This is a genomic window from Marinomonas phycocola (assembly GCF_047525455.1).
Classification (GTDB): Bacteria; Pseudomonadota; Gammaproteobacteria; order Pseudomonadales; family Marinomonadaceae; genus Marinomonas.
In genome coordinates, this window is sequence record NZ_JBLIXL010000016.1 from 51,913 (window position 1) to 77,974 (window position 26,062).

General features: G+C 41.4%; 25 protein-coding genes. 12 read left to right on the top strand and 13 right to left on the bottom strand.

Annotated elements, in window-relative coordinates:
• Positions 1-98: 98 nt before the first annotated feature.
• Complete coding sequence (locus ACMUMJ_RS12020) at positions 99-965, bottom strand: YicC/YloC family endoribonuclease (protein WP_414679091.1); 867 nt, start codon at positions 963-965, stop codon at positions 99-101.
• Positions 966-1,125: 160 nt separating this feature from the next.
• Between ACMUMJ_RS12020 and rph the strand changes: the two genes are divergently transcribed.
• Both rph and ACMUMJ_RS12030 read left to right on the top strand, forming a co-directional pair.
• Positions 1,126-1,851 carry a ribonuclease PH gene (gene rph, locus ACMUMJ_RS12025; RefSeq protein ID WP_414679092.1) on the top strand — a complete coding sequence of 242 codons (726 nt, stop codon included), beginning with the start codon at positions 1,126-1,128 and terminating at the stop codon, positions 1,849-1,851.
• Positions 1,852-2,149: 298 nt separating this feature from the next.
• A complete protein-coding gene (locus ACMUMJ_RS12030; protein ID WP_414679093.1) occupies positions 2,150-2,659 on the top strand; it encodes a hypothetical protein in 510 nt (169 codons plus the stop codon).
• A gap of 303 nt (positions 2,660-2,962) precedes the next feature.
• Here the strand turns inward: ACMUMJ_RS12030 and nadN are convergent, their stop codons facing one another.
• The 4 genes from nadN to ACMUMJ_RS12050 all read right to left on the bottom strand — a co-directional run bounded on the left by nadN (position 2,963) and on the right by ACMUMJ_RS12050 (position 7,311).
• Complete coding sequence (gene nadN / locus ACMUMJ_RS12035; RefSeq protein WP_414679094.1) at positions 2,963-4,792, bottom strand: NAD nucleotidase; 1,830 nt, start codon at positions 4,790-4,792, stop codon at positions 2,963-2,965.
• Positions 4,793-5,103: 311 nt separating this feature from the next.
• Positions 5,104-5,385, bottom strand: a complete 282-nt coding sequence (locus tag ACMUMJ_RS12040; RefSeq protein ID WP_414679095.1) for a hypothetical protein — start codon at positions 5,383-5,385, stop codon at positions 5,104-5,106.
• A gap of 752 nt (positions 5,386-6,137) precedes the next feature.
• Entirely contained in the window at positions 6,138-6,428 is a 291-nt protein-coding gene (locus ACMUMJ_RS12045; protein WP_414679096.1) for a DUF1330 domain-containing protein, read from the bottom strand.
• Positions 6,429-7,029: 601 nt separating this feature from the next.
• Positions 7,030-7,311, bottom strand: a complete 282-nt coding sequence (locus tag ACMUMJ_RS12050; RefSeq protein WP_414679097.1) for a hypothetical protein — start codon at positions 7,309-7,311, stop codon at positions 7,030-7,032.
• A 312-nt stretch (positions 7,312-7,623) separates the two neighbouring features.
• Here ACMUMJ_RS12050 and ACMUMJ_RS12055 point away from each other — a divergent pair, with 312 nt between their 5' ends.
• Entirely contained in the window at positions 7,624-7,911 is a 288-nt protein-coding gene (locus ACMUMJ_RS12055) for a hypothetical protein (protein WP_414679098.1), read from the top strand.
• Here the strand turns inward: ACMUMJ_RS12055 and ACMUMJ_RS12060 are convergent.
• Both ACMUMJ_RS12060 and ACMUMJ_RS12065 read right to left on the bottom strand, forming a co-directional pair.
• On the bottom strand, positions 7,908-8,324 hold the full coding sequence (locus tag ACMUMJ_RS12060) for a tetratricopeptide repeat protein (RefSeq protein WP_414679115.1): 417 nt from the start codon (positions 8,322-8,324) through the stop codon (positions 7,908-7,910). The two genes, ACMUMJ_RS12055 and ACMUMJ_RS12060, sit on opposite strands and share 4 nt — an antisense overlap.
• Positions 8,325-8,449: 125 nt before the next feature.
• On the bottom strand, positions 8,450-8,695 hold the full coding sequence (locus ACMUMJ_RS12065) for a hypothetical protein (protein ID WP_414679099.1): 246 nt from the start codon (positions 8,693-8,695) through the stop codon (positions 8,450-8,452).
• Positions 8,696-8,856: 161 nt separating this feature from the next.
• Between ACMUMJ_RS12065 and ACMUMJ_RS12070 the strand changes: the two genes are divergently transcribed.
• Entirely contained in the window at positions 8,857-9,420 is a 564-nt protein-coding gene (locus ACMUMJ_RS12070; protein WP_414679100.1) for an NADPH-dependent FMN reductase, read from the top strand.
• A 445-nt stretch (positions 9,421-9,865) separates the two neighbouring features.
• On the opposite strand, the gene ACMUMJ_RS12075 is transcribed toward ACMUMJ_RS12070, so the two are convergent.
• From ACMUMJ_RS12075 to ACMUMJ_RS12095, 5 genes are all read right to left on the bottom strand, one after another.
• Entirely contained in the window at positions 9,866-10,975 is a 1,110-nt protein-coding gene (locus tag ACMUMJ_RS12075; protein ID WP_414679101.1) for an ABC transporter ATP-binding protein, read from the bottom strand.
• A 108-nt stretch (positions 10,976-11,083) separates the two neighbouring features.
• A complete protein-coding gene (locus tag ACMUMJ_RS12080) occupies positions 11,084-11,971 on the bottom strand; it encodes a carbohydrate ABC transporter permease (protein WP_414679102.1) in 888 nt (295 codons plus the stop codon).
• Positions 11,964-12,893, bottom strand: coding sequence for a carbohydrate ABC transporter permease (locus ACMUMJ_RS12085; protein ID WP_414679103.1), 930 nt, complete (start codon positions 12,891-12,893; stop codon positions 11,964-11,966). The genes ACMUMJ_RS12080 and ACMUMJ_RS12085 overlap by 8 nt, the downstream gene beginning before the upstream one ends.
• 73 nt (positions 12,894-12,966) lie before the next feature.
• Positions 12,967-14,214, bottom strand: a complete 1,248-nt coding sequence (locus ACMUMJ_RS12090; RefSeq protein WP_414679104.1) for an ABC transporter substrate-binding protein — start codon at positions 14,212-14,214, stop codon at positions 12,967-12,969.
• 463 nt (positions 14,215-14,677) lie between these two features.
• Complete coding sequence (locus tag ACMUMJ_RS12095; protein ID WP_414679105.1) at positions 14,678-15,061, bottom strand: hypothetical protein; 384 nt, start codon at positions 15,059-15,061, stop codon at positions 14,678-14,680.
• Positions 15,062-15,199: 138 nt separating this feature from the next.
• Between ACMUMJ_RS12095 and sulP the strand changes: the two genes are divergently transcribed.
• The 8 genes from sulP (at position 15,200) to ACMUMJ_RS12135 (ending at position 24,032) form a co-directional block, all read left to right on the top strand.
• Positions 15,200-16,918, top strand: coding sequence for a SulP family inorganic anion transporter (gene sulP / locus ACMUMJ_RS12100; RefSeq protein WP_414679106.1), 1,719 nt, complete (start codon positions 15,200-15,202; stop codon positions 16,916-16,918).
• 364 nt (positions 16,919-17,282) lie between these two features.
• Complete coding sequence (locus ACMUMJ_RS12105) at positions 17,283-20,081, top strand: monovalent cation/H+ antiporter subunit A (RefSeq protein WP_414679107.1); 2,799 nt, start codon at positions 17,283-17,285, stop codon at positions 20,079-20,081.
• A complete protein-coding gene (locus tag ACMUMJ_RS12110) occupies positions 20,082-20,453 on the top strand; it encodes a Na+/H+ antiporter subunit C (protein WP_414679108.1) in 372 nt (123 codons plus the stop codon).
• The gene (locus tag ACMUMJ_RS12115; RefSeq protein ID WP_414679109.1) at positions 20,454-21,965 is read left to right on the top strand and encodes a monovalent cation/H+ antiporter subunit D; all 1,512 of its coding nucleotides are present in this window, start codon (positions 20,454-20,456) and stop codon (positions 21,963-21,965) included.
• On the top strand, positions 21,962-22,462 hold the full coding sequence (locus ACMUMJ_RS12120; protein WP_414679110.1) for a Na+/H+ antiporter subunit E: 501 nt from the start codon (positions 21,962-21,964) through the stop codon (positions 22,460-22,462). Before ACMUMJ_RS12115 ends, ACMUMJ_RS12120 begins: the two co-directional genes overlap by 4 nt.
• The gene (locus ACMUMJ_RS12125; protein WP_414679111.1) at positions 22,456-22,725 is read left to right on the top strand and encodes a K+/H+ antiporter subunit F; all 270 of its coding nucleotides are present in this window, start codon (positions 22,456-22,458) and stop codon (positions 22,723-22,725) included. Before ACMUMJ_RS12120 ends, ACMUMJ_RS12125 begins: the two co-directional genes overlap by 7 nt.
• A 10-nt stretch (positions 22,726-22,735) precedes the next feature.
• Positions 22,736-23,116: a Na+/H+ antiporter subunit G gene (locus tag ACMUMJ_RS12130; RefSeq protein WP_414679112.1), complete on the top strand. Its 381-nt coding sequence runs from the start codon at positions 22,736-22,738 to the stop codon at positions 23,114-23,116.
• 103 nt (positions 23,117-23,219) lie between these two features.
• Positions 23,220-24,032, top strand: a complete 813-nt coding sequence (locus ACMUMJ_RS12135) for a DUF547 domain-containing protein (RefSeq protein ID WP_414679113.1) — start codon at positions 23,220-23,222, stop codon at positions 24,030-24,032.
• A gap of 149 nt (positions 24,033-24,181) precedes the next feature.
• On the opposite strand, the gene nhaD is transcribed toward ACMUMJ_RS12135, so the two are convergent.
• A complete protein-coding gene (nhaD, locus tag ACMUMJ_RS12140) occupies positions 24,182-25,438 on the bottom strand; it encodes a sodium:proton antiporter NhaD (RefSeq protein WP_414679114.1) in 1,257 nt (418 codons plus the stop codon).
• Positions 25,439-26,062: the final 624 nt, after the last annotated feature.

The following is a 26,062-nucleotide window of genomic DNA, read 5'->3' on the forward strand; positions in this document are numbered from 1 at the left end:
GACAGGGAAAATAAAAAAGCCCTGTATTTACAATCCTCTTCACATGGTAATACAGAGCTTTAAGACATTCTTGGACGGGTAATTTTCTACCTAGGAAACTATTCGATGTTTTGAATTTGCTCTCTCATTTGCTCAATCAATACCTTCAGTTCCACGGCGTTTTGAGTGGTTTCGATCACAATGGATTTAGAGGATAAGGTGTTGGCTTCGCGGTTGAGCTCTTGCATTAAGAAGTCGAGGCGGCGGCCAATTGGGCCTTTTTGTGCTAGTTGCCGACGGACTTCTTGAGTGTGAGTCGATAGGCGGTCGAGTTCTTCGGCGACGTCGGCTTTTTGAGCGAGTAAGACTATTTCTTGTTCGACGCGCATTGGGTCAAGGTCAACCTTGGCAGCGTCTAATTTGTCGGTTAAATTCTGCTTTTGTGCGGCGAGAATCGTTGGCAGTTTGGTTTTCACTTGCTCCACAATCACGTCAATGTCGTCTAGACGTTGGTGAATCAGTTGCTCTAGCGCTGAACCCTCTCTAATTCGAACTTGAATAAGGTCTTTCACTGCGTCGTGAAACAATTCGATGATGCTTTTTTTCATTACATCTGCGTCGATGCTTGAATCCGATAAAATACCGGGATACTGCAAAATGTCTAACGTACTCGGTTGCGTGGCAGAAGGCACATGTTGGCTTATGCGTGCCAATGCTTGCGCTAAGTTCTGTGTGTTTTTCCCATTAATTGTCAAACCTGTTGTGGCTTTGTCTGCGCTTTGAAAACGCAGTTGGCATTCAACTTTACCTCGGTTTAGTTGCTTACGAAGGACGTCACGAAAGGTAAATTCAAGCTCTCTGAAGTTTTCTGGTAGACGAAAGTGTGGCTCTAGAAAACGTTGATTTACGGAGCGAATTTCCCAGCTGATGGTTCCCCAATCAAAAGCGGTTTCTTTGCGGGTAAAAGCGGTCATGCTTGCTGTCATAAAGTATTTCCAATCATTATTTTGTGTGTAAGGTGATGAGTCTGTTATGAAATAGTGTAACTCAGCCAAAGATTGAGGAACAGTGATCGAGATAGGTGCGCTTTTGCCTTAGTCTTCGCTATAATACGATGTTTATATTCATGAAGATAGAGAGAGACCTATGCGACCAAGTGGCCGAGCTACCGATCAGTTACGCAAACTTAAGATTACCCGTAACTTTACGAAACATGCCGAAGGGTCTGTATTAATTGAGTGTGGTGATACGAAAGTTATTTGTACGGCAACATTAGTGCCAGGTGTTCCACGTTTCTTGAAAGGCAAAGGTCAGGGTTGGATCACGGCTGAATACGGTATGTTGCCACGCTCTACTCACAGTCGTATGGACCGTGAAGCCGCTCGTGGTAAACAAGGTGGTCGTACGGTTGAAATTCAACGTTTAATTGGCCGATCTTTACGCGCAGCGGTTGATTTGAAAAAGCTAGGTGAGCACACACTGACCATTGACTGTGATGTCATCCAAGCGGATGGCGGTACACGTACAGCATCTATCACGGGTGGTTTTGTCGCGCTTGCGGATGCGGTTCGTAAACTGGTTGAGACCAAAAAAATTCAAGAAAACCCAATCGTATCGCAAATAGCGGCCATTTCTGTTGGTGTTTATAAAGGCGTTCCTGTATTGGATCTGGATTACCCTGAAGATTCAAACGCTGAAACAGACATGAACGTTATTATGAACGATAAAGGCGGCTTCATCGAGATTCAAGGTACAGCGGAAGGCGCTGCGTTTGATGATGAGAAAATGATGGGGATGTTAAAAGTGGCTCGTAAAGGCATTAATGAGATTTTAGAAGCACAACGAGTGGCTTTGTTTACAAAAGAAAAGTAAGAGCGAACCGCTTTAAATGATGTATTTAATCGAGCGACTCTAGTGGTCAAATAAACTGACAGCGAAAAGGGCGTGCTACAGCACGTCTTTTTTTATACTTATTAGAAAGGATCTACTTCGTAAGTAGTCTATTGGAATACACTATTCCGAGACTAGGGTGTTGAATTGATTCATGTTTCACGTTTATCATTTTAGTTATGCTATTTGAATTGGTTATTTTACGTAATTTAATTATTGCAATTTGGGTATGTCAAAGCTAAAAATAAACTCTGACAATAAAAATAATAGAGGTTACGCTGTGAAAAAATCGTTAGTAATAGGCAGTGCATTGATGTTTGCTTGCCATACTTGGGCAGCTAGCCCAATCGAAGGGACATGGTATCTGCAAGATAAAGCGAATACCCAAGCAAAATTGGATATGGCCGTAGAAGAATCGGTGAAGAAGATTAACTTCTTTATTCGCGCATTAGCACGACCTGTTTTGGAAAAAGAAGCGAAAATCTGTGAGACGTGGGCTTTGTCTAGTGATGATACTCATTTCATCTGGCAATGTGGCGATAAAAAAGCGTCTGAGCTGGTACTATCGGCGAATAAAAGCAAAATCCTCACGGATGATGGCCGAGAGGTCTTGGGTACGTTAGAACACGCAAGGGAGCGCGTTGTTGTGGTTCTTGAATCAGACCGAGGTAAGCGTACCAACGAATGGACAATGCGTAATGAAAATGAGCTGGAATATTCCGCAACATTAGAATCGAGTAAATTACCGAAGCCATTAACGTGGACGCTGACTTATACTCGTATACCTTAATCTCGCGTTATACAAAAAAGCAAGAGAAGAAAGCGGGAAGTATACAGGAAGCGATTGCAAAAAAGGCGTTTAACACAAACTTTAAAGTCTACGCCTGAACTCGATTAAAAACCGATGGATGACCCTTGAAAACACAGAGATAGAAAACAGATGACGGTTTAGAGAGACTGACAACAAAGAAGGATCTTTACTATTGAGAGAGAGTTCTCACGGTCGAAAACCCTAATAAAGATAAAAAGTGAGCCCAATAATATGGGCTCAGTTTTATTTTTTGCTACTCTCTAGAGAAACGTGATGCAACAATTATTGCTGTACACCTTCTTTATTAATGAATGACTGCGTAGAGTATTCATCTAAAGGTAGCTTATCAATTGTGCCTACTTTGGATACATAATCCACAAAGCTTTGAGCATAATCTAGATACGTATCCAGTACTCGACCATCTTTTAAAACATCCGCAAAGGTCAAGTAACCGTCTTTACCGCCAGCGATATAGTTGTTTGTTGCTACTTTGTAAGAAGCTGACATATCGATGGTTTTCCAGCTTTCACCTTTCCTCATAACTTCAATGTCATAAAAGCGTTGGCCTTTTGCTTTTGATGCATCCACTTTCCAACGTAAGCCCGCCGCATATGGGTAAGCACCTGTTGAACCACCTTCCGACATTGCATAATCTAATGCTTCTTCTAGAACGGTGTGAATTTCAGCGCCTGTCATGTCCAGCTCAACAATGGTGTTAGCAAATGGTAGTAATGTGTAAGCATCCCCGATTGTTAATTTGCCTTCAGCAATATCAACACGCACACCGCCACCATTTTGAATCGCAATATCAGATGTTTTACTCATATCACGGAAGGCTTTGGCAACAATATTGGTAATGTCGGCACCGTGGCTTGCCGTCATGGAGCGATCGCATAACTTAGAACGGCCTTGACCTGGAATACGCTCTAAGCATAAGTTTGAGGCAGATTGACCAATTTCTTGACCTTTCATCTGATCTACTTGAGCAGAGAATCCAGCTAAGGTTTCAGACGCTTTTGCATCGCCTTCGACAATGCTGAATTCTTTGATCTTAGCAATGTCGCGGTAAACCGCATCGCGATCAGAACCGGTTAACTCAACACGTTTGCCATCAGAGTTTTTGCGTTTGAAACTGTCCGCCAGTAAAACATGAGGGGTACCAATACAGCTTGTTACGACACCTTGATTGTCCCAACTAACATCCAATTCACCAACAACAGCCGAGTATTGCCAAGCTTGAGCAACACAGACTGTGTTACCATCAGCACCGGTTACTTTTGTTGGGTAAGGCCCTGCAGAATCTAACGCTAAACCATCAAAATCGCCTAAAAGTGTGTGTGAATCACCACCGATAATCACGTCTGCGCCTTCTAACTTGGCGGCGAGTTTTAAGTCATTTTCATATTGGTAATGAGTCACAAGCACAATTTTATTGATGCCCATACTTTCCAATTCATTGATGTATTTTTGTGCTGTTTCGGCTTCATCTAAAAAGACCGTAGTGGCGTCTGGACTTGATGAGTTCTTGGTTTTGTTCGCAATATCAATACCGATAAAGCCGACTTTTTCACCGTTAAAGTGTTTAATGGTATAAGGCGTAAAGTAATCATCTGCACCTTTCATGGTTAAAGGCGATACACCTATTTCAGGCTTAACATTGGCAGAAATAACATCTGTGCTACACGTAGGATCTTCTTTTAGCCAATCAAGGAATGTGACTAAACCCGCATCACCCGCATCAAATTCATGATTACCCAGTGTGAAGACATCAAAACAGACTTCGTTCATCAGAGCGGCATCTGCTTTACCTTTAAATAGGGTATAAAATAAATCCCCTGTAATGGCGTCACCCGCGTGAACTTTAATAACCGGTCCATGAGTAGACGTCAATTCATTTATCTTTGTTACGACAGATGGAAAACCACCAACAGCAACACGAGTTTTATCACCACCTAATTTCAAATCGACTCCTTTATCAGGCGTTAAATGTGAATGGTGGTCATTAATATGTACGATTTTTAGATCAAGAGGGTTTGTCGAGCCTGGAATAGATGCACAACCAACTAGGCCTAACGAGGCAATGGTGGCTACTGCGAAACTGGATTTCAACATTAGACATTTCCTTTAGCTATTAGCTATTAGCTATCAAAATAAATACTGTTTAATAAAAACGTAAACAACCGTTTAAAAATACTTTATAACAAGCGAAGTATAAAAAATACCTTAAAGTCTTTATGTGATAGAAATATTACAGTTGGTTATCTCTTTTTTGGCAGCCTAAAGTAGAGGGATATATTACATCAAGTCGTTTTTAGATCGCGTCTAAAAGACAAATACTAGACATAAAAAAAATCAGATTCCTTTTAGAAATCTGATTTTTAGAAGGGTAACTCGATTTTTAACTGATTGCTCAGATGTTGCTATTAATTAGCGAAGTGAGCGGCATTAAAAATCGTTTGCAATTCTTGGTACTTGTCGCTGTAAGCGTCGGCTTTCTTAGCGAATGTGTTCGCGCCTTGAAGGTTCACATCAGCGTTAAACTCAATGCCTTTAGATTCTAATGTGTTAGACAATGCTTCAACACTGGAAACGTTTGTGCGGTAATCTTCGTAAGACGTTTCACCAGTAGAACCTGCTGCAAAAGCAGACGTCGCGATAACAGAAGAAGCCAAAAGAGCCAAAGATGCTTTAGTCAATGTGTTCATAATAAATCTCCAAAATGTATAAAAAAATGAATCGCTGTTGCGTTTCGATGGAGAGATTATTCACTAAGCGGAGACATAAAAATAACCTTTGGGAGCCACTTCCCAGTTTGTTACTTCGTTGAATATCTATTCGTACCAATTAAGAATTTTAAAGATGGAATGTGCATTTTTAACGGCATTTTACACACATTTCATCTTCTGTATTAAGCGTTAATTGGGTACATACAAGTACTTTGGGTTATCCACTAAAATTATAAGCGTACGGGCAACCACACCTTGCTTATCTCTTAGCGTTTACTATTCCACGGGAGTAGGTCCTTAAGGTGTCATCGTGATTTCGTTTGGGGATCTCTTCGAACAATGTTACCAGATAGTCATAAGGAATCAGTCCATTCGCGTTTTCTGCTTGTGTCACTGTCGTCGTCAGCGCAGAAAAACAAAGACTTTTTGTTTGATTGAATAGTTTGGTTAGAGCTAACCATTTGAAATCATTAGATTAAGCGTATGAGTGGCTTATATATTCTTTTAAATTTAACTCTTCACTAAAACTTTCAACGATCTTGCTTAATTCATCATCTAAAATGTTATAGAGATCGGTATTTTGCAAGTTTAATTCCCTGATTGAATTGTGAGTATATTGCTAACGCTTTGCTAAGTGAAAAATTATGGTTTGCTGAACTGCACGAAGAATGGGTACGAGCAAACTGTAATTTGTCTTACTGCAATGCCTTGTTATAAGCTTGATTTACAGACTAAAAACAGCCTTCCACTAAAATTAACTTACTTTCAGTAGTATTGTGCCGAATAGAAAATAAAAATTGTGCTTCAGGGTCTTCTAAAAAGCCTTTCGCAATTTCTTTATTAGGAAACTCCAATACTACAATTCTTTCAGGCTTCCAATCACCTTCCATGACTTCAGGTTCGACACCTTGAACAACGTATCTACCACCATGTTTTTTAATAAATGCAGGGATTTTATCGATATACTCTTTAAAAAGGCTAAAATCCTTTATAGAGAAATCTAATATTAAATATCCTTTCAATTTTTGTACTCCATTATTGAATTTAACTCAAGATTAGTCGAGGCTTATAACTACTAAGCGGTTATACAGTGGCGCAGCCATTGTTATAACCGTCTGTTGAACGGCCGCGTTATCTATAGGGAATTTGCTTTTTCAAGGTTGGTGACGTCCCTGTTTATATCGCGGTGTTTTTTGAACCCTTCGAAGGCCACTTTTTAAAAACCTTCGTGCTTTTTATATTTTACGTATTGCCTTCTTATACTTTTACTCGAATTCTAAGCATTTGGCAAGCAAGACCCCTCAGACTTCACTGCCGAACATATAAGGCACTCATGTATTTAGTTCAATAACTTCAAAAAGTTAGCTTTTATAAAAATGCTCAGTCAGATAAAAAGCCTTTGTTTTTTCTGAGCAGACGACGCCAGTGACGCAAGCAGAAAAGACGAAGGTTTTTTGTACTTTAGCTCATTGAGTTTTTGCGAAAGCGAAAGTTTTTGTTTGATGTGGTGGCAAGATAGAGACGTTAGATAAAAAAGCCAGACTGTCAAAAGACAATCTGGCTAAAAAGGAACCTTAGAAAAGAGGGAGAGCTTTTCAATAGATCAAACCGTGCTGCTCGAACTTAGTTCGCGAAGTGAGCCGCATTGAAGATGGTTTGTAGTTCTTCATACTTGTCGCTGTAAGCATCGGCTTTCTTAGAGAACGTATTCGCGCCTTGAAGGTTCACATCAGCGTTAAACTCAATGCCTTTAGACTCTAAAGTGTTAGATAAAGCTTCAACGCTTGAAACGTTGGTACGGTAATCTTCGTATGCTGTTTCACCAGTAGAACCTGCTGCAAAAGCAGACGTCGCGATAACAGAAGAAGCCAAAAGAGCCAAAGATGCTTTAGTAAATGTGTTCATAATAAATCTCCAAAATGTATAAAAAGTGAAGCGCTGTTGCGTTTCGATGGAGTGATTATTAACCAAACAAATTCATAAAAATAGCCTTTGGAAGCCGCTTCCCAGTTTGTTACTTCGTTGAATATCTATTCGTACCAATTAAGAATTTTAAGGATGGAATGTGCAGGTTTGGCTGTATTTCTCGCACATTTTTGCGTTCTATTATCGAGGAAACAATCAAGCGCCGTGGCGGAAAATAGCGTAAACTGCTAATCATTGCCAAACTATGATTTATTTCCCATACAACAGATTTAGCTAATAGCAGAGACACCGTTGAAACCTTTCAAAGTGACAGATTTACCGAACAATATCCATTACCTGATGACTCAGATACCCAGTGATGATGCGAGAGTATCCGGTGCGCCAGATAAGACGCCTTTTAACCGAAATGAAGCTTCTGAAGTGCATTATTTAATTACGCGCTTCTCCAGAGTAAAGCGCCTCAAACTTAAAAAAACCTTAGTAAAAGTTGCCGAAATCATTCACAAAGAGTTACCTAAAGAAATCGTAACTCAAGTGGATGCCTTAAAATGGTTACAAACGCATTGGAATCAATTTTAGACGAGCGTTTTCAGCAGTGCGTTTATTTCTAATTGGAACTCTTTATCTTCGTTTTTGTTAGCATTTGTTTTTGCGGTTTGAAGGCTTTTGAGTGCCTCATCTTTCTGACCTAATTCAAGTTGCAAGGTGGCCATGGAAAAGGCAATTGATGCAATATAATCTTTCGAATTAATCGCGATGGCTTTCGCTAGTGCTTTTTCATAGCCTGCAATTGCCTCTTCTAGCTCCTCAGTGAAATCCGCCAATGTTTCCCATTGTACCGGATGGTCTTTATTGGTGTTTTCGTTGTCGATGCAAATCGCCTTAAGCTCAGTATAGAGGGTATCGAATTTTTTCTGATCTTTTTTATTCGCCGCGATCAGGAGCTTTTCTGCAAGGTTATGGACAGACTTGTACAGTTTGGTATTCATAATGGTTTATTGCCTTTCGTGATCACTTATAAGCAGCGTGTCACATTCTTTATGTATCACTGTTGATGTATGTGCATATCGGTAGCAAACCGATGTTTGCCACAGGTTGTAACATGAGGTTGGTAGGGTTACGCGGTAATATCGATAATAGATCCGAGGGTTTTATTGGCCGTTTCTAATACCTTGGCATTCGCTTGGGCTTCGAGCTTGCTGGTCGTCGCGTCCACTAACCCATCTTGGATAGCCGATGAACCCGCTTTACTCGCATCGGTTGTGGATGCATGAGCAACATTACGGCTTGCTTGGCTTAAATTGTTTTGGCTAGTCTGAAAGCCTGTTACGCCATTCTGGAAAGCGGATCCATTGATTTGCATATATCACCTTATTCATTTGTATAGAAATAAGCATTCGTATCGAAATAAGAATAGGCAGCTGCGTGGCTAAAAGCAACAGATTTGTATACTCTGGAAGCAATGGCATGGCTTTTTCTTGTGCCGCTTTATTTTATACATTATTTGTAATGGAGAAGACCTCGATGAAAGTATTTGCTTTTGGTGCCAGTGGTAGTGATACCTCAATTAATCAGAAACTGGCTGTTTTTGCCGCCAACAAACTGCCCTGTTCTACCCCGATAGAATTGTCCACATTGGAAGCAGACGATTTTGATCTGCCTTTATTTACCTCACAAAAAGAACAAGAGCTAGAGCAATCAACAGGGAGTAAAGCTCACCCTAAAGCTCAGGCTTTGTTAGATAAAATCCAAGCAGCGGATGTGGTGATTGTTTCTTTTGCGGAACACAATGGCAATTATAGCGCGGCATTTAAGAATCTTTTTGATTGGGCTTCTCGTATTGAACAGAAGATATTCCAGAATAAGCCGACGCTGTTGTTATCCACCTCTCCAGGTGGGCGTGGTGGTAAAAGTGCACTTGAGATAGCGGAAAAATCACTGCCTCGTTTCGGTGCGGCCGTTGTAGGATCCTTGTCTATTCCAAGCTTTCACGAGGCATTTAACGAAAACATGAGCATGTTACGCAATGACGAATTGTCTTATAGAATGGATGAATTATTAAAAACGCTTTCAAGCCACGCGAGTTAATACGCTCTGTGTTAAAAAACGAGCTAAAAAGGGCAGACCACTTTTTTTCGTAGATTAAAAAAGCCAGATTGCCTTCACAGCGTAATCTGGCTTTCTTGCTTTGAACGCTTTACTTTTCTGTAGATCGTCTGAGCATATGTTCGTCAGTATTTTCATCACTTTCGCTTAAGTTTTGAACCCATTTATTAATGAAGAAGAGGATTCGATACTAATAGGTTTTTGGCTCTTTTGCTAGTTTAAAACTGAGTGTAAAAGACACACAGGGTGGGGATAAATAGCGTTGCATGATGATCGTCTGTACGTATATTTCAATAAAAAAAACCAACCCGGAGGTTGGTTAAATGCCACTACGTATAACGCAGTCGCAGAAATAGAGCGCCACTAAAAAAATACGCCATGGGGCATGTGTATTTTGTTAGCCCGTCAGCAAATTGATCGCGTTTTGCTAAACATCAATACGGGCACCTGTTTTTTGATCAAAGGCAACGGCTTTTGACATATCAAACATCATCTTAAGATGTTCACCCGGTTTAGCTGCATAGGCTGGATGTGAACGACAGTTGATCTCATTGCCTTCAATACGAGTGATGATCATGGTATCCGCGCCCATGGGTTCGGTGACTTCAACTTCTATTTCAGTCGTAACCACAAAAGCATCTCCATTTTTATGGGCTTGAGGCTCGGTGATCATTTCAGGACGCAATCCCAACATAATGGTTTGCCCTGCGTAGTTTTTTAGACAATCTTGACGAGGGAAGGGTAATAGGGTTTTTTGTGTTGCATTAATTTCTAACATGAAACCGTTGTCTGTCTCTATGACTTTGGTTGGAATGAAGTTCATCGCTGGAGACCCCATAAAACCTGCAACAAATAAATTGGTCGGATTGTCATAGATCTCTTGTGGTGTACCCAGTTGTTGCACTTCTCCGTCTTTCATTACCGCAATGCGGTCGGCCAGTGTCATGGCTTCGATTTGATCATGGGTTACATAGACAATTGTGGTGCCCAGTTTTTGATGCAGCTTTTTAATTTCAGTACGCATTTCTACTCGTAGTTTTGCATCCAAGTTAGACAGTGGTTCATCAAATAAATACAACTGAGGGCGACGAGCCAACGCACGCCCCATGGCCACACGCTGTCGTTGACCGCCTGAAAGCTGTGCGGGTTTACGATGCAACAGATGGGTGATTTGCAACATATCGGCAACGCGTTCTACTTCGATATCACGATCTTCTTTGGGCACTTTACGCATTTCTAAACCGAAGGATATGTTTTGTCCCACTGTCATATTTGGATAAAGAGCGTACGATTGGAACACCATTGCGATGTCACGATCTTTAGGGTTTGCGTAGGTTACGTCATTATTATCAATTAAAATGCGGCCCTCGGTAACGTCTTCTAATCCTGCGATGGCATTCATTAGAGTAGATTTACCACAACCTGATGGGCCAACCAAAATGAGGAACTCGCCTGCTTCAATTGCGATGTTAATACCTTTTAATACTTCAGTTTGACCGTAACGCTTTACGACATTGTCGATGACTAAATTTGCCATGTTCTAAACTCCGAATGTGGGATCAGTGCGCCCGCTTTTTATCGTTGAACCGTGTCTAAGCGGACGACTGTTTTTCTCAATATGTTGTGTTATTTTAAATATCAGGGATTAGCCTTTGACTGCGCCAGCGGTTAAGCCACGGACGAAATATTTACCAGCCAATACATACACAATCAGTGTTGGTAAGGCAGCCATAATCGCAGCGGCCATATCCACATTGTATTCTTTTCCGCCAAAACTGGTATTAACTAGGTTGTTCAAGGCAACGGTAACAGGTTGTGTATCGAAGCCGGAGAACGCCACGCCGAAGAGAAAGTCATTCCAAATTTGAGTAAATTGCCAAATGACCGTCACGACAATAATAGGCGTCGAGATAGGCAAAATAATACGGTAGAAAATAGTGAAGAAGCCTGCACCATCTAAACGAGCAGCTTTGACCAATTCGCTGGGTACGGATTGATAAAAGTTACGGAAGAAAAGCGTGGTGAAAGCCACACCATACACCACATGCACAAAGACCAAACCGCTGGTGGTATTCGCAATGCCAAGCCAGCCCAGTGTTCTTGCCATTGGTAATAGAATCACTTGAAACGGAATAAAGCAGCCAATCAATAAGGCCGCAAAAAACAAATCACTGCCACGAAACTTCCACATGGAAATGACATAGCCGTTAATGGCTCCCAGTATGGTAGAAATAATCACCGCTGGAATCACGATTTGAAACGAGTTCAAGAAGAATGGTGAAATGCCTTCACAGGTGCTGCCCGTACAGGCGGAAGACCATGCTTTGCTCCAAGAATCAAAGTGCAAACTTGAAGGTAAAGACAGCAAGGTGCCTGAGCGAATTTCTTCTACATCTTTTAAAGATGTAATCAACATGACAATAAAAGGTAATAAATAAATTGTAGCGGCACTGATGAGTACCAGATATAAAGCAACACGTAGTAGCTTTTCAACAGAGGTTGTTTTACGACGAATGGCTTGAATATTACTCATGGCGCTCTCCTCGTAGTTCGGAATAGAGATAAGGAACGAGTATAGCAAGCACACAACCCAACATAACCATGGCCGATGCGGAACCTAAGCCGATTTGGCTACGGGTGAAAGTGTGCGCATACATAAAGTTAGCCGGTAAATCCGAAGAATAACCAGGGCCACCATTGGTTAAGGCGGCAACCAAATCAAAACTCTTAATCGCAATGTGGGACAAAATCACCATCGCACTGAAAAAAACAGGTTTTAATGACGGTAAAATAATGCGTCTATACGTTGTAAAGGTATTGGCCCCATCAAGTTGAGCGGCTTTAATTAAATCCCCATCAACACCTCTAAGGCCAGCTAAAAAGAGCGCCATAACAAAGCCAGAGGCTTGCCAAACAGCGGCGATAACCAAGCAATAAACAACTTTGTCTGGATTAACGAGCCAGTCAAATGTGAAATCGGTAAAGCCCATGTCGATCATGAGTTTTTCAAAACCATTGGTTGGGTTTAATAGCCATTTCCAAGCGGTACCCGTGACAATAAAAGAGATGGCCATTGGATAAAGATAAATGGTACGGATAGCGCCTTCTGCGCGAATTTTTTGGTCTAGAAAAATAGCAAGAATCACACCCAACAATAGGCAAATTAAGATGAACAACCCTCCAAAAACACCGAGGTTTGTTAATGCGACAATCCAGCGATCGTTATTGAATAAGCGCTCATATTGGCTTAATCCAACAAAATCATAAGAGGGCAACATACGTGAGTTGGTCATAGAGAGGACAGCCGTCCAAATCATGTATCCATACATGCAAACCAGAGTAACAATAACTGTCGGTGCCATGACTATTTTGGGCATCCAATCGGCTAATGTTAAGCGTGCAGGGCGGCCTGCCTGAGCCTTGTTTGGCTCAGAATTAATGGCGTTTGTTTTCATAGTATTAGGCTTTCAATCAGGACAGAAAAAAGGAGGCTAGCGCTGTCTATAGGAGGCTAGCCTCGAAGAACAATTACATACTTGCTTTCACTGCACGAGCCAATTTATCAACAGCTTCTTCGGCTGTCATAGACTCATTATTGAAGTAGTTTGTTACCACATCATAAATTGCGCCTTGAACCATAGAAGATGCGGCCATGCCGTGAGCCATACTTGGCAGTAAGTTGCCTGTAGAGGAGCTGGCTAGGAAAGAATCCATAGAAGAATGAGCGCAGGAATCAAACTTCTCACGAGACATATTCAAGCGAGCAGGGATAGAACCCTTGTTTAGATTAAATGTTTCTTGGAATTCAGGCTCTAAAATCAAACGAGCCAAATCTTGTTGAGCTTTTTGATTGTCTGTACCTTTTACTTTAAACATCGCTAAGCTATCAATGTTAAAGGTAAACATATCACTGGTGCCCGGTGCGGGGAAGCAAACGTAATCAATGCCGGCTTTTTTGCCAGCAGCCGTGAATTCGCCCTTTGCCCAATCTCCCATGATTTGCATTGCAGCATCGCCATTAATAACCATTGACGTAGCGATGTTCCAATCACGTCCTGAGAATCCTGTATCGACGTAGTCACGCGTTTTTTTGAATGTGCGGAAAACGTCAACCATGTCATCGCTGCGCAATGTGTCATCAGATAAAGCAACAAAGGCGTTGTAATAGAATTCCGAGCCTTTTTCTAATGCAATGGCTTCAAATAATGTGGCGTCTTGCCATGCTTGACCACCATGAGCAAGAGGTGTGAAACCTGCAGCTTTAATTTTATCTGCTTCGGTAATGAATTGCTTCCACGTTGAAGGGATGCTTGCGCCTGACTTACGGAATACTTCTGGGTTAGCCCACAACCAGTTTACACGGTGAACATTGACAGGCGCTGCCACGTAATGTCCTTCGTGTTTCATTGTATTACTAACTACTTGAGGTAAAACTGAATCCCATTCGCCTTGTTTAGCAACGTCATCAAGATTAGATAGGAAACCAAGGTCACCCCACTCTTGAATCGTTGGTCCCTTAATTTGGGCTCCAGCAGGTGGGTTACCTGAAATGGCACGCGACTTTAAGACGGTCATTGCTGATTCACCGGCGCCACCCGCAACAGCAAAATCTTTCCAAGTGTGGCCTTCTTCTTCCATCAAACCTTTTAATACATTGATGGATGCGGCTTCACCGCCAGATGTCCACCAGTGTAGAACTTCAACTTCACCAGCGTGTGTTGTTGCTGCGGAGATTGAGATTGCAACGGCAGTTAAACTTAATGCAAGTTTTTTCATGATAGTAACCCTTGTTATTTTTTTTATCATCAGCTGCTATGAAAGCAGATTGTATATGAGCTGTATTATTGATTTTCTACGTCTGCTTGATAGGAACTTAAAACAAACTTAATAAAACCAATTAGTACAATTTAGCAAAAACTGATCCTAGGAGGGGTAAAGTAGAGCAACCTAATGTAACAAAGTCTTGCACAGTCTTGATAGAGATTATCCGAGCTAATAATCAAGGTGTCTTGTCGCCTTAGTTCCGTTAACTTACAGCCTAATTCAAGATAGACTTAGGAGCTTTTTCAGTTTATTTATCCATCTGCTCTTGGAGAAAATATGATGAAAAATTTTCGTATTTGTTTGACTGCTGCATGGGTTCTAATTATGAGTGTGAGCCTTTTGATAAACTGAAAGCCGCGGGCAAACATGACTTTAGAACATTCATCTCTTTCATCACCCTGCGAATTCATACAGTTTACGGTAAACTCACCGTGATACTTTTGCCTCCGTACCCATGCACTGAATCGTGTGCTCGAACTTGAACCGTCGGCGAATTTTTCGGCTTTTTAAATTGCATCCCCCGTGTGAAAGGTTGCTCGTTTTCATGGGGATGCAATAACACCCGTGTCGCAATGATGTCACCCTGCTCATTGAGAACCTCCCACCGATCTGCATAATGCTCCCAACCACTGTCTTGATGTAAAACGGTTGTTTGCATACTGCATGTAGTATCAGAGCAATTGACATTCACCTTTACAACATCGGCTTCTCCAGCAAGTGTCGTCACACTTAATAACAACAAATTGGCACTTAAAAGACATCGCCATTTTGTAGGAACAACACTAATTCGTGTTTTCATTGTATACACTCTCCCAATAAGTCAAATTAGTAATATCGATATTCATTTTAGTAATAAGAGAGAGTATAACCGCTTCTCTTATGGTAGTTTAGCAATCCAGCTTCCTATCCCTTTTATCATTAACACAAGCAGACTGCCATGCAACCAAACAACGTATTGCCACTTCAACATTGGCTAAAATCCTATACTAAAACGTCAATGGTTAATGATTTCATTGCTGGAATTATTGCCACAATTGTTATGATTCCGCAAGGCATGGCCTATGCTTTGCTTGCTGGCGTTCCAGCGGAGTACGGTTTGTATTGCGCCATTTTACCGACACTTTTATACGCATTGCTAGGCAGCAGTCGCAGCTTGTCCGTCGGGCCTGCTGCGTTAATATCTATCATGGTGGCCAGCTCAATTGGTGCATTAAATCCGCAGTCTGATGCAGAATACCTACATTATGCCGTTAACATCTCTTTTTTATCCGGCTTGTTTTTGATCGCGATGAGGGTGTTTCGCTTAGGCAGCATTACCAATTTTATTAGTATGCCCGTTGTCAGTGGTTTTACCAGTGCATCAGCCATTATTATAACAACCAGCCAATTAAAGCATATTTTAGGCATCCCTGTTGCCTCAGGCTTAAGCTTTGATGAAACCTTGTGGCAACTTGGAACACATATTAACGACATTAACTACAATACTTTAGTAGCGGGCATACTTGCTTGCGTCGGCTTGTGGTATTTCAAAGGGCACTTTCCTAAATTGGTGAAGAAACTGTCTCTGCCTGCTTGGTTAGATCAAGCCATTAGCAAAGCAGGGCCTATGTTCGTTGTTGCCATTGCAGCTATTTTAGTGGGGGTCTTTAAATTACACGAAACCGCCAATATCGCCATTGTGGGCCTTATTCCTAATGAATTACCTTCTTTAGCATTCGTTCCTATCGATCTGGCTTTATGGAAAAGCATCGCGCTGCCTTCTTTCCTCATTGCTTTAATGTGCTTTGTGACCAGTATTACTGTTGGTACCAGTCTTGCTAGCAAACGCAAAGAACGTATTGATGCCAACCAAGAATTGCTAGCATTAGGTGCTGCTAATTTAGGGGCTGCTTTTAGCGGGACGTTTTCTTTAGCTGCAAGCATGAGCCGTTCTGCCGTCAATCACAGCGCAGGAGCCGAAACAACCATTGCCAGTATGATTTGTGCATTCGGTGTTTTACTAACGCTACTTTTCCTAACCCCTTTGTTTTATTTTTTACCTTTAGTGGTTTTAGGGGCCATCGTTATTATGTCGGTCAGTTCACTAATTGAAATTTATCAAATTAAGCGCTGCTGGACATTGAACAAAGCAGACGCTTACAGCCTTTTAGCGACCTTTATTACGGTATTGATCTTCGGCATTGAGATTGGAATTTGTGTTGGCATCATTGGTTCTGTCATTTTGATTATTCACCGTGCAAGCCACCCTCATATCGCAATTGTCGGACGAGTTGGAGACAGTGAGCATTTTCGAAACATTGAACGATACGACGTGGTGGTTAATGAGCATTTATTAGCGGTTCGAGTGGATGAAAGTATTTATTTCTCAAACGTCCAATGTATTGAAAACTTTGTCTTTGAAGCCTGCTACCAACGACCCGCCACCCGTCATCTGGTGTTGATTTTCAGTTCTGTCAGTTTTGTTGATACCACCGCGGTTGATGCACTGGATAATATGATCAGTAAATTTAAGGATCTAAACATTCAACTGCATTTAGCTGAGGTAAAAGGCCCTGTGATGGATCAATTAGAAAATTCCCAATTTGTTCGAGATCTTAAGCCTGGCCACATTTTCTTTACCACCGATGAGGCGTTTAAAACGCTGGTTAAGGCTTAGTGACAAAAGCCCTCTTTCATTTAATGCTCTCAGTAAGAATACGTCACTGATGTTAACGAGGTATTCTTATTAAATCGCTATAAAACGAACACGCTTCTGCTCGTTGACTAGCTTTTGAACAAAAAGAAGGCATAACACCTTATGATAGAGCTTATTTTCTAGCAAAAGTGACAAAACCTTGAAGTTCCTTTAGCAAGCATTAATAATGGCTATTCAGGTGTCGGGGATACACGACCACTTTCTAATATATTGTCTTAATTGCATAACTTATTTATTTGGTTATCTTTTAGATAGTTTTGATTCGTTATTTTTGATTCATAGAAACTAAAATCAGTTTGTCATTTTTAACGCAGGAGCATCACAGTTGAATACCTTACTCTGGCTTCCTTTACTGCCATTACTTGGTAGTTTAGTTCCTCTTCTTACTGCACGTTACCATCGTAACGTTTGTGCATCATTCACAGCCATACTCCCTTTTATTGGCTTACTACTTGTCCTAGAAATGACACCAGATGTTCTTAATGGCGAGAATCATTACGCTATTGCTCAGTGGATTCCTCAACTGGGCCTTGATATTGCGTTTCGCCTAGACGGTTTATCCCTCTTATTTGCCATTTTGATTCTAGGCATTGGCCTACTGATTATTTTATATGCTCGATATTACTTATCGGAACAAGACTCGATAGGTAAGTTCTACTCCTTTCTAATGCTGTTTATGTTCTCCATGTTAGGCGTGGTGTTATCTGACAATCTATTACAAATGTGGATGTTTTGGGAATTAACCAGCATCAGCTCTTTTTTACTGATCAGCTTTTGGGGACATAAATCCGAGGCTCGTAAAGGCGCTCGTATGGCCCTCACTGTAACAGGGGCTGGTGGTCTAGCGCTGCTTGCGGGCATTATCATTTTGAGTAACGTCGTTGACAGTTACTCATTGCAAGTCATTCTAGACAGCGGTGACCTAATACGAGCGCACAGCGCTTACCCTGTTATTCTTGTGTTATTTTTATTGGGTGCATTCACCAAATCCGCTCAATTTCCATTCCATTTTTGGTTACCACACGCAATGGCAGCGCCAACACCAGTAAGCGCCTACTTACATTCCGCAACAATGGTAAAAGCAGGTATATTCTTATTGGCGCGCATGCATCCAGTCTTAGCAAACACCGATCTATGGTTTTTAATCGTCAGCTTAACAGGGCTAAGTACGTTATTATTGGGCGCGTATATCGCCTTATTTAAACATGATTTGAAAGGCTTACTTGCCTATTCCACAATCAGCCACCTTGGCCTCATTACCTTGCTTTTAGGCTTGGATACACGACTATCTACCGTTGCGGCACTGTTCCACATTATTAATCATGCTACGTTTAAAGCATCACTTTTCATGGCTGCGGGCATTATTGATCATGAAACAGGCTCAAGAGACATGCGCCAGTTGAACGGCTTGTGGAAATACATGCCTCATACGGCAACACTCGCGATGGTCGCAGCGTCTTCCATGGCAGGGGTACCTTTGCTTAACGGCTTCTTATCAAAAGAAATGTTCTTCACAGAGACGCTCCACCAAGAGGCACTTGGTTCAATTTCTTGGATGATCCCTGTATTAGCAACCATCGGTGCCGTTTTTGCCGTTGCCTATTCTACCCGCTTTATTCATGATGTCTTCTTTAACGGCGAGCCAATCAATTTGCCAAAAACACCTCATGAAGCACCAAGATACATGCGAGTACCTGTCGAAATATTAGTAGCTTTGTGTTTATTAGTAGGAATCTTTCCTGGCTTTATTGTTGGCGATCTGCTATATGCGGCTTCTTCAGCCGCGATACATGGAGCAGTTCCCGAATACAGCCTTGCCATTTGGCATGGTTTCAACTATCCATTATTAATGAGCTTTGTGGCGACAGCTGGCGGGGTAATCATCTATCTTTATAGAAAGCCACTTTTTGCCTTCCAAGCCAATTTCTCCGAACCTGATGCGAAGCAGATCTTTGAAGATATCGTACAAAATATCATTCAACGCGCGACAACAGTGCTTAATTTCTTAGAAAACGGCTCATTACAACGGTATAGCTATTTACTCATCAGTTTGGCTGTCATTATGATGGCAGCGCCACTTATGGATTTAAGTGCGACCTTAGGGACACGATCTGAATTGCCATACAATTTAGTGGATGTCACAGCGGCCATTTTATTAGTCATCGGCGCTTTAACAACCGTGATTTGTCATCGTCATCGAATGCTCGCATTGATCTTCTTGTCTATTGTCGGTTTCATTGTTTCGTTAACCTTTGCTCGATTCTCAGCACCCGATCTTGCACTTACTCAATTGTCCGTTGAGGTCGTAACCGTTGTCTTATTGATGCTGTCTTTGTTCTTCTTACCGCAAAAAGCACAAAAACAATCAAACCCAAGACGCGTCATTCGCGATTTGAGCATTGCTGCTGTGATTGGTGGCTTGATCGGTACCATTTGTTATGCAATCCTTACCCGCCCATTAAACAGCATCTCAGATTTCTTTATTGCTAACAGTAAGACTGGAGGCGGTGGTACAAATGTTGTCAACGTCATCTTAGTCGACTTCCGTGGTTTTGATACATTAGGAGAAATTACAGTATTAGGTATTGCGGCGCTGGGTATTTATAAACTGATCTCCCGCATGAAACTCTTTATGCCAAGCGGTGATTACAAAGGCCGCCCTTGGTCAAATGACGCGCACCCTATGATGTTAGCCGTACTCTCGCAAAGCCTATTACCTATTGCCTTGTTAGTGTCCGCGTTTATTTTCTTACGAGGTCATAATATGCCGGGTGGTGGTTTTATTGCAGGCTTAATTACGTCAGTTGCTCTTATTCAACAATACATTGCCCATGGTGTGGACTGGATGAAGCATCGAGTCAAAATTGATTATCAAATTTTAATTGGTAGTGGCATTGCGATTGCTGCATTAACAGGTGTTGGCAGCTGGTTCTTTGGCCGACCCTTCTTAACATCTTGGTTTGACTACTTCTACTGGCCTGTTGTCGGAAAGTTTGAGTTGGCCAGTGCTATGGTATTTGATCTAGGCGTGTATCTTACCGTTATCGGTGCAACCATGCTTATTTTGGCCAATCTTGGCAAATTAACAACAAATGAGCGCCCTATTCAAAAGGAGGAAGAATAAATGGAAGGCATTTACGCTTTTTGTGTTGGTATTCTAACGGCCTGCGGTATTTTCTTAACACTGCGTGGACGTACATTTTCCGTTGTTCTAGGACTCACTATGCTGTCTTATTCGGTGAATTTGTTTCTTTTTGCCAGTGGACGTCTTTCAATAAATAATGCCGTCATACTGGGCGAGTCTGAAATCTACGCTGATCCTCTGCCACAGGCATTGGTACTTACCGCTATTGTTATCGGTTTCGCAATGACTGCGTTTGTCGTTATTCTAGCCATGAGAGCCCGAGCAGATTTGGGTAACGACCACGTTGATGGTAAAGACCCAAATGAAGTCGCCGCCACGATGACACCTAATAAAAAAGGGGAAAGAAACTAAATGCAACATTGGACTATTCTTCCTATTTTACTGCCCTTACTTGTTGCATCAGCTATGCTGTTGCCGCCGCTATCATCCAGAATTGATTGGCTACGTATTGCTTCCGTAAGTACCTTGCTCATTCTGACGATTATCGCGGCTATACAAGTCTTTACTGTTATTAACGAAGGCTCTCAACTCTATATACTTGGTGGATGGTCGCCACCATTTGGTATTGTTCTTGTTGCCGATAGACTGTCGTCGTTATTGGTTTTGCTTACTTGCTTTCTTGCCCTAACCTGTATGATTTACGCCTGTGCCGATCACGATAAAGGAGGTGAGTTTTTCCATCCTTTATTTTTGTTCCAAATTATGGGTATAAACGGGGCTTTCTTAACGGGTGATTTATTTAACCTCTTTGTTTTCTTTGAAGTTTTGCTGATTGCCTCTTATGCTTTGTTGGTTCACTCTGGAGGTAAGAACAAAACACAAGCCGCCGTCCATTATGTGATAATCAACCTTCTTGGATCGAGTTTATTTTTATTCGGGTTAGGGATTTTATATGGCACATTAGGTACATTAAACATTGCGGATATGGCGATTAAGATAGGCTTACTTCCAGAAAGTGAAACCATCATAGCAAAAATTGGTGCGCTGTTATTACTGATTGTCTTCGGACTTAAGTCGGCTATGCTGCCATTACAATTCTGGTTATCACGGACCTACTCTTCTGCCAGTGCCCCCGTTGCCGCTTTATTCGCCATTATGACAAAAGTGGGCATTTATAGTATTTTCCGTGTTTTTACTGTGATTTTTGGTGACAATGCTGGTGAATTAGCAAACTTTACCGCCGACTGGCTGTGGCCTTTAGCATTACTAACCATATCCATTGGCTCGTTAGGCGTATTGGCAAGTCCCACATTAAAACTGCTTACATCTAATCTCGTCATTGTATCCGCAGGCACTTTATTGGTCGCAGCGGCATTGCATTCTGAGCTCGCTACAGCAGGTGCGTTATACTACATAGTTCACAGCACTTTGGTCACCGCAGGCTTATTTCTATTAGCCGATGTGATTGCTAAGCAAAGAGGACAAGCAGAAGATCGTTTAGTTAACTCTAGAGCCTTGTCTCAACCAAAACTCATCGGCTTTGGTTTTGCCATTCTGGCCCTGACTATTATAGGCATGCCACCTTTCTCAGGTTTTATCGGAAAAATCATGGTGCTTAACTCAGCAGACTCCATGACAACACGTTTATGGATTTGGCCTGTTATTCTAATAAGCAGCTTAATTGCACTTATTGCTTTTTCAAGAGCAACGTCCAAGCTGTTCTGGAAAGCGCCAAACAATAAAAATGCGTCTGTTGAAAAAGCACATCCATATGAAATAACGGCCATTACGTTGTTGATACTAGGTGCTCCTTTACTTGTATTCTTTGGTGGCCCAGTTACAGAATACGTCGTACAGGCCGCCGCTGACCTCCACAATATGGACGTCTCCGTGTACCCATTGTTATCTGAGGCCTCACTATGAAAACGACTAACTTTCGCTTTTTTCCAATGCCATTTCACAGCCTTCTACTCTTCTCTATTTGGCTGCTATTGAATAACAGTACCTCCGCAGGGCATTTGTTGCTCGCGACTGTATTTGCCATCGTCATTCCTTGGGTCGTTAGCAGTATGACGACGGAACGCCCTAGAATACAAAAACCAATGCTTGCCATTTCCTATGTTTTTCTTGTACTGAGAGACATTATTAGTGCTAATTTTTCTGTAGCATTACTGGTACTTGGGCCACTGAAAAAGTTGCGCCCAGGCTTTGTCGCGGTACCGTTGGAGATTCAATCTGAACTTGGGATTACCTTACTCGCCAGCACTGTGTCGCTTACACCAGGTACGGTCAGCACCGAGATATCTGAAGACCAAAAATGGCTCTACATTCATGCATTGCATTTAGAAAGTGCAGAAGGCTTGATTCAAGAAGTAAAATCTCGTTATGAAGCGCCACTGAAGGAGATATTCGGATGCTAGATTTAGCGATTCAAATCGTAGGACTCATTCTATGTGTCTCATTAATATTGAATTTATATCGATTGCTGGTCGGCCCAAAATTACCAGATCGAATCTTGGCTTTGGACACCATGTTCATTAACGGAATCGCATTGATACTGCTTTATGGCATTGCCATTGAAAACGCAATTTACTTTGAAGCGGCCCTACTCATTGCCATGCTTGGTTTTGTGAGTACATCCGCTTTGTGTAAATACTTACTTCGTGGCGACATAATAGAATAAGAAGGTACATATGAACTTTTTTGTAGAAGCAATTGCATCCGTCGTACTCGTTTTCGGTGGTGTATTCTTATTAATTGGCTCTATCGGCTTGGCTCGCTTGCCTGATGTGTATATGCGTTTGCACGCTCCGACGAAAGCAACCACTTTAGGTATTGCAGGAGTATTGATAGCATCATGCATTATTCAATCCTATCGCCAGGAAAGCCTCTCCATCAGCGAATGGTTAATTACCTTATTCCTAGTCATTACGGCACCTGTCGCGGCCAATATGATCGCTAAAGCAGCCTTACACCATGAGATACAACCCATTCATCGAACCCAAGGTCAAGATTTGATGGACACAGCAAAAGAGAGAACACCACCCCCACCTCCAGAACCCAAAGATAGCTAAAATAAAATTGCCTTGATTTCAGTGTAAGCAATGAGTCAAGGCGATGAACTTTTATACAATCTTGCGGTCTTACTTTGCAATTCAATATTCTTAAGGCCATTGTATGAAGCTACTGTTAGTACTTATTCTAAACACGTTTTTTCTGTCCAGTCTTTGGGCTGCCCCTGCCAAAAAGCTGGATCAATACTGGTTTCCATTTTCTGACGAACTCCAATCAACGGTTTCACACTCAAAATGGCAAACCATTCTGGATCAGTATGTGATTACTACCCCAGATGAACAGACCTTCTTTTCATACTCGACAGTGTCTCCAAATGATCGTAAAGTACTTCAAAGCTATTTAAACGATCTCGTTGCTATTGATCCTTTAGCCTTAACAAGAGCACAGCAAAAGGCGTATTGGATTAATCTTTATAATGCAAAAACCGTCGATATTATCTTGGAAAACTACCCTATAAAAAGTATCACGAAATTAGGAAAAGGGTTCTTTTCATTTGGCCCTTGGGATGACAAAGTATTAACCGTTAATGATAAGAAAATCACTTTAAACGACATTGAACACAGAATTTTGCGCCCTATTTATAATGATGCCCGCATTCATTACGCGGTAAATTGTGCATCGTATTCTTGTCCTAACTTAGCCGCCCAAGCCTACACAGCAGATAACACCGAAAAACTTTTAGAGGAAGGTGCAAAACAGTATGTAAACCACCCTAGAGGCGTGTCGGTTACAAAAAACGGCTTAACTCTTTCAAGTATTTATTCATGGTATCAAGTAGATTTTGGCAACAACGAAAAAGCGCTCGTTGAACACCTTAAACACTATGCAAAACCAGAACTTAAAGAGAAATTAGACAGCATAACAGGAAAGATAACCTATGATTACAATTGGGATTTAAACGATATAAAATCGTAATGATACACTCGCTAAAAAAAGCAAAGCTCCTCCAAATAGACTAAACAAAAGAACAGTAAAAAAGAAAAAGCCAGAGGCACATTGTTGGGGGCCAGTTCAAAACCTCAATATGAACTCTGGTTTTTTAGACCTGTTTATTGCTGAAACCGTTAAGTTAACGCAACACTCGCAACGTAATAAACAATTGAGTAACCTGCTGTGTATGCAATTAACAAAACTATACCGTAGCGGGTGTAAGAACCAAAAGTCAATCCATCTACCTTGCTCATTGCTACAATACCAGCCGCAGAACCAATAATAAGCAGCGAACCACCAACACCTACTGCGTAAGTCAAAGCCAACCAATCCGCGTTAGACATGACAATCCCTGCTTTTAATAACGCAGCAGTTAATGGCACGTTATCAATCGCCGCCGATAAAATCCCCATTAAATAACTTGCCATAAACGGCGGTAACACCTCATACATTTGTACCAGTGAATTCAATACTTCAATTTCTTTCAACATACCAACAAGCAACAGGATACCAAGGAAGAACAACAGAGTTTCAAACTCGATAACACGGATATACTCTAGAATAGGGTCTGCGTCGATATCTTCATTGAAAAATCTGGCAATTAAAAACATGGAGGACATGCCAAACAAGAAGGTCAGTACAGGAGGAATATTAAACAGCGCATTACCAAAAATGGTTCCGATGATGGTGCTTAAAAACACAATAGCAATCGCAATATCGACTTTACGGACATCGGTCCTGTGAATCTGTACCTCAACAACATTTTTCATCCCACGAGACAACATAAAGGTCAGAAGCATGACCGCCACAAAGGCGGGAAAAGACAGTAATAACAAATCAACGATGCTGACCTTATTAGCAAGGAATATCATTAATGTTGTTACATCGCCCGTGATAAGCGCAACCCCACCCGAGTTAACTGAAAAGACCACCAATGTCGCAAACCGAATGATTTTTTTCTTGCTTAAATTAAGCGATAAAATCAGTGTTACAGACACCAATGTCGCCGTGATATTGTCCGCCAATGACGAAAAGATAAAACAAAATATGGCCGTTAGAAACAGCAAGGCTCTTTCACTGATTCGTTTAGGCAAGAACAAATAGATCAAGTTTTCGATCATACCCTTTTTATTCAAATAGGCCACAAAAGTCATAGCAGCAACAAGGAATAACCATAAACCCGCTATTTCTGAAATATTTTCCTGAAATCCTTCCATGACCTTAACACCATCAGGTCCATCACCATGAAAGGCAAACAACAGTAGCCAAGATATCGTCCCTAAAAACAGAGTCACTTTGGCCTTATTAACATGAATTATGTCTTCTAAGACGACGCCTAATAAAGCTATGATAGCCAAACCAATAAGCAGCATTTGTAAAACTACTGGCATTATTATTCCTTAAAATTAAAACATTGATCAAAAAAAGCACGCTATTCTATAAAGGTTAAGTTTTATGGTAATCTCCCCATTTTTAATCGAGTTCAGGTGTAGACTTTAAAATTTATGTTATTTTGTACAGAGGTTATGCTCCCAATTCCCATGTTAGGTCGCTCGTTATTGTAAGTCCATAATCAGTGCATTGCTTTATCTTGACGTGCTTTAATATCTTTGTACAGATAGTAACTTAATCAATCATATCTAACCGTGTGGTTAAATCGCTCTATATACATTTCTGAAATAGAGGAAACACAACTTAAACTCCCAGCTACGATGATTGTGGGTTGTGTTACCAACAATGCAAAACTGAATTTAACGAAAGAGGGGCGCCTTTTATATCCCCCTTGGACACACTTTATGGGACGGTATAATTATTTCTATGAGGTCTTGATGCACTGTCTTGAATTTCAACCGAACTTCAATCTCCGAACCAAAAAAAAACCTGACAGGGTCACCTATCAGGGCTTTCTAATTGAAACTTGACGACGACCTCGTTCCTTTCATAAAGAGCCACATGGCGAATGCCACACTACCATCGGCGATGACCATTTTGTCAGTGGCTGAATCAATATTTCT

Bases quoted from the DNA above. Each gene is read 5' to 3' on its own strand.
- ACMUMJ_RS12115 (WP_414679109.1), top strand. From the start codon at position 20,454: ATGCAACATTGGACTATTCTTCCTATTTTACTGCCCTTACTTGTTGCA.
- ACMUMJ_RS12040 (WP_414679095.1), bottom strand. From the start codon at position 5,385: ATGAACACATTGACTAAAGCATCTTTGGCTCTTTTGGCTTCTTCTGTT.
- ACMUMJ_RS12085 (WP_414679103.1), bottom strand. From the start codon at position 12,893: ATGAAAACAAACGCCATTAATTCTGAGCCAAACAAGGCTCAGGCAGGC.
- ACMUMJ_RS12075 (WP_414679101.1), bottom strand. From the start codon at position 10,975: ATGGCAAATTTAGTCATCGACAATGTCGTAAAGCGTTACGGTCAAACT.
- ACMUMJ_RS12130 (WP_414679112.1), top strand. From the start codon at position 22,736: ATGAACTTTTTTGTAGAAGCAATTGCATCCGTCGTACTCGTTTTCGGT.
- ACMUMJ_RS12135 (WP_414679113.1), top strand. From the start codon at position 23,220: ATGAAGCTACTGTTAGTACTTATTCTAAACACGTTTTTTCTGTCCAGT.
- ACMUMJ_RS12125 (WP_414679111.1), top strand. From the start codon at position 22,456: ATGCTAGATTTAGCGATTCAAATCGTAGGACTCATTCTATGTGTCTCA.
- ACMUMJ_RS12090 (WP_414679104.1), bottom strand. From the start codon at position 14,214: ATGAAAAAACTTGCATTAAGTTTAACTGCCGTTGCAATCTCAATCTCC.
- ACMUMJ_RS12065 (WP_414679099.1), bottom strand. From the start codon at position 8,695: ATGCAAATCAATGGATCCGCTTTCCAGAATGGCGTAACAGGCTTTCAG.
- ACMUMJ_RS12120 (WP_414679110.1), top strand. From the start codon at position 21,962: ATGAAAACGACTAACTTTCGCTTTTTTCCAATGCCATTTCACAGCCTT.
- ACMUMJ_RS12110 (WP_414679108.1), top strand. From the start codon at position 20,082: ATGGAAGGCATTTACGCTTTTTGTGTTGGTATTCTAACGGCCTGCGGT.
- ACMUMJ_RS12095 (WP_414679105.1), bottom strand. From the start codon at position 15,061: ATGAAAACACGAATTAGTGTTGTTCCTACAAAATGGCGATGTCTTTTA.
- ACMUMJ_RS12020 (WP_414679091.1), bottom strand. From the start codon at position 965: ATGACAGCAAGCATGACCGCTTTTACCCGCAAAGAAACCGCTTTTGAT.
- nhaD (WP_414679114.1), bottom strand. From the start codon at position 25,438: ATGCCAGTAGTTTTACAAATGCTGCTTATTGGTTTGGCTATCATAGCT.
- rph (WP_414679092.1), top strand. From the start codon at position 1,126: ATGCGACCAAGTGGCCGAGCTACCGATCAGTTACGCAAACTTAAGATT.
- ACMUMJ_RS12070 (WP_414679100.1), top strand. From the start codon at position 8,857: ATGAAAGTATTTGCTTTTGGTGCCAGTGGTAGTGATACCTCAATTAAT.
- nadN (WP_414679094.1), bottom strand. From the start codon at position 4,792: ATGTTGAAATCCAGTTTCGCAGTAGCCACCATTGCCTCGTTAGGCCTA.
- sulP (WP_414679106.1), top strand. From the start codon at position 15,200: ATGCAACCAAACAACGTATTGCCACTTCAACATTGGCTAAAATCCTAT.
- ACMUMJ_RS12080 (WP_414679102.1), bottom strand. From the start codon at position 11,971: ATGAGTAATATTCAAGCCATTCGTCGTAAAACAACCTCTGTTGAAAAG.
- ACMUMJ_RS12050 (WP_414679097.1), bottom strand. From the start codon at position 7,311: ATGAACACATTTACTAAAGCATCTTTGGCTCTTTTGGCTTCTTCTGTT.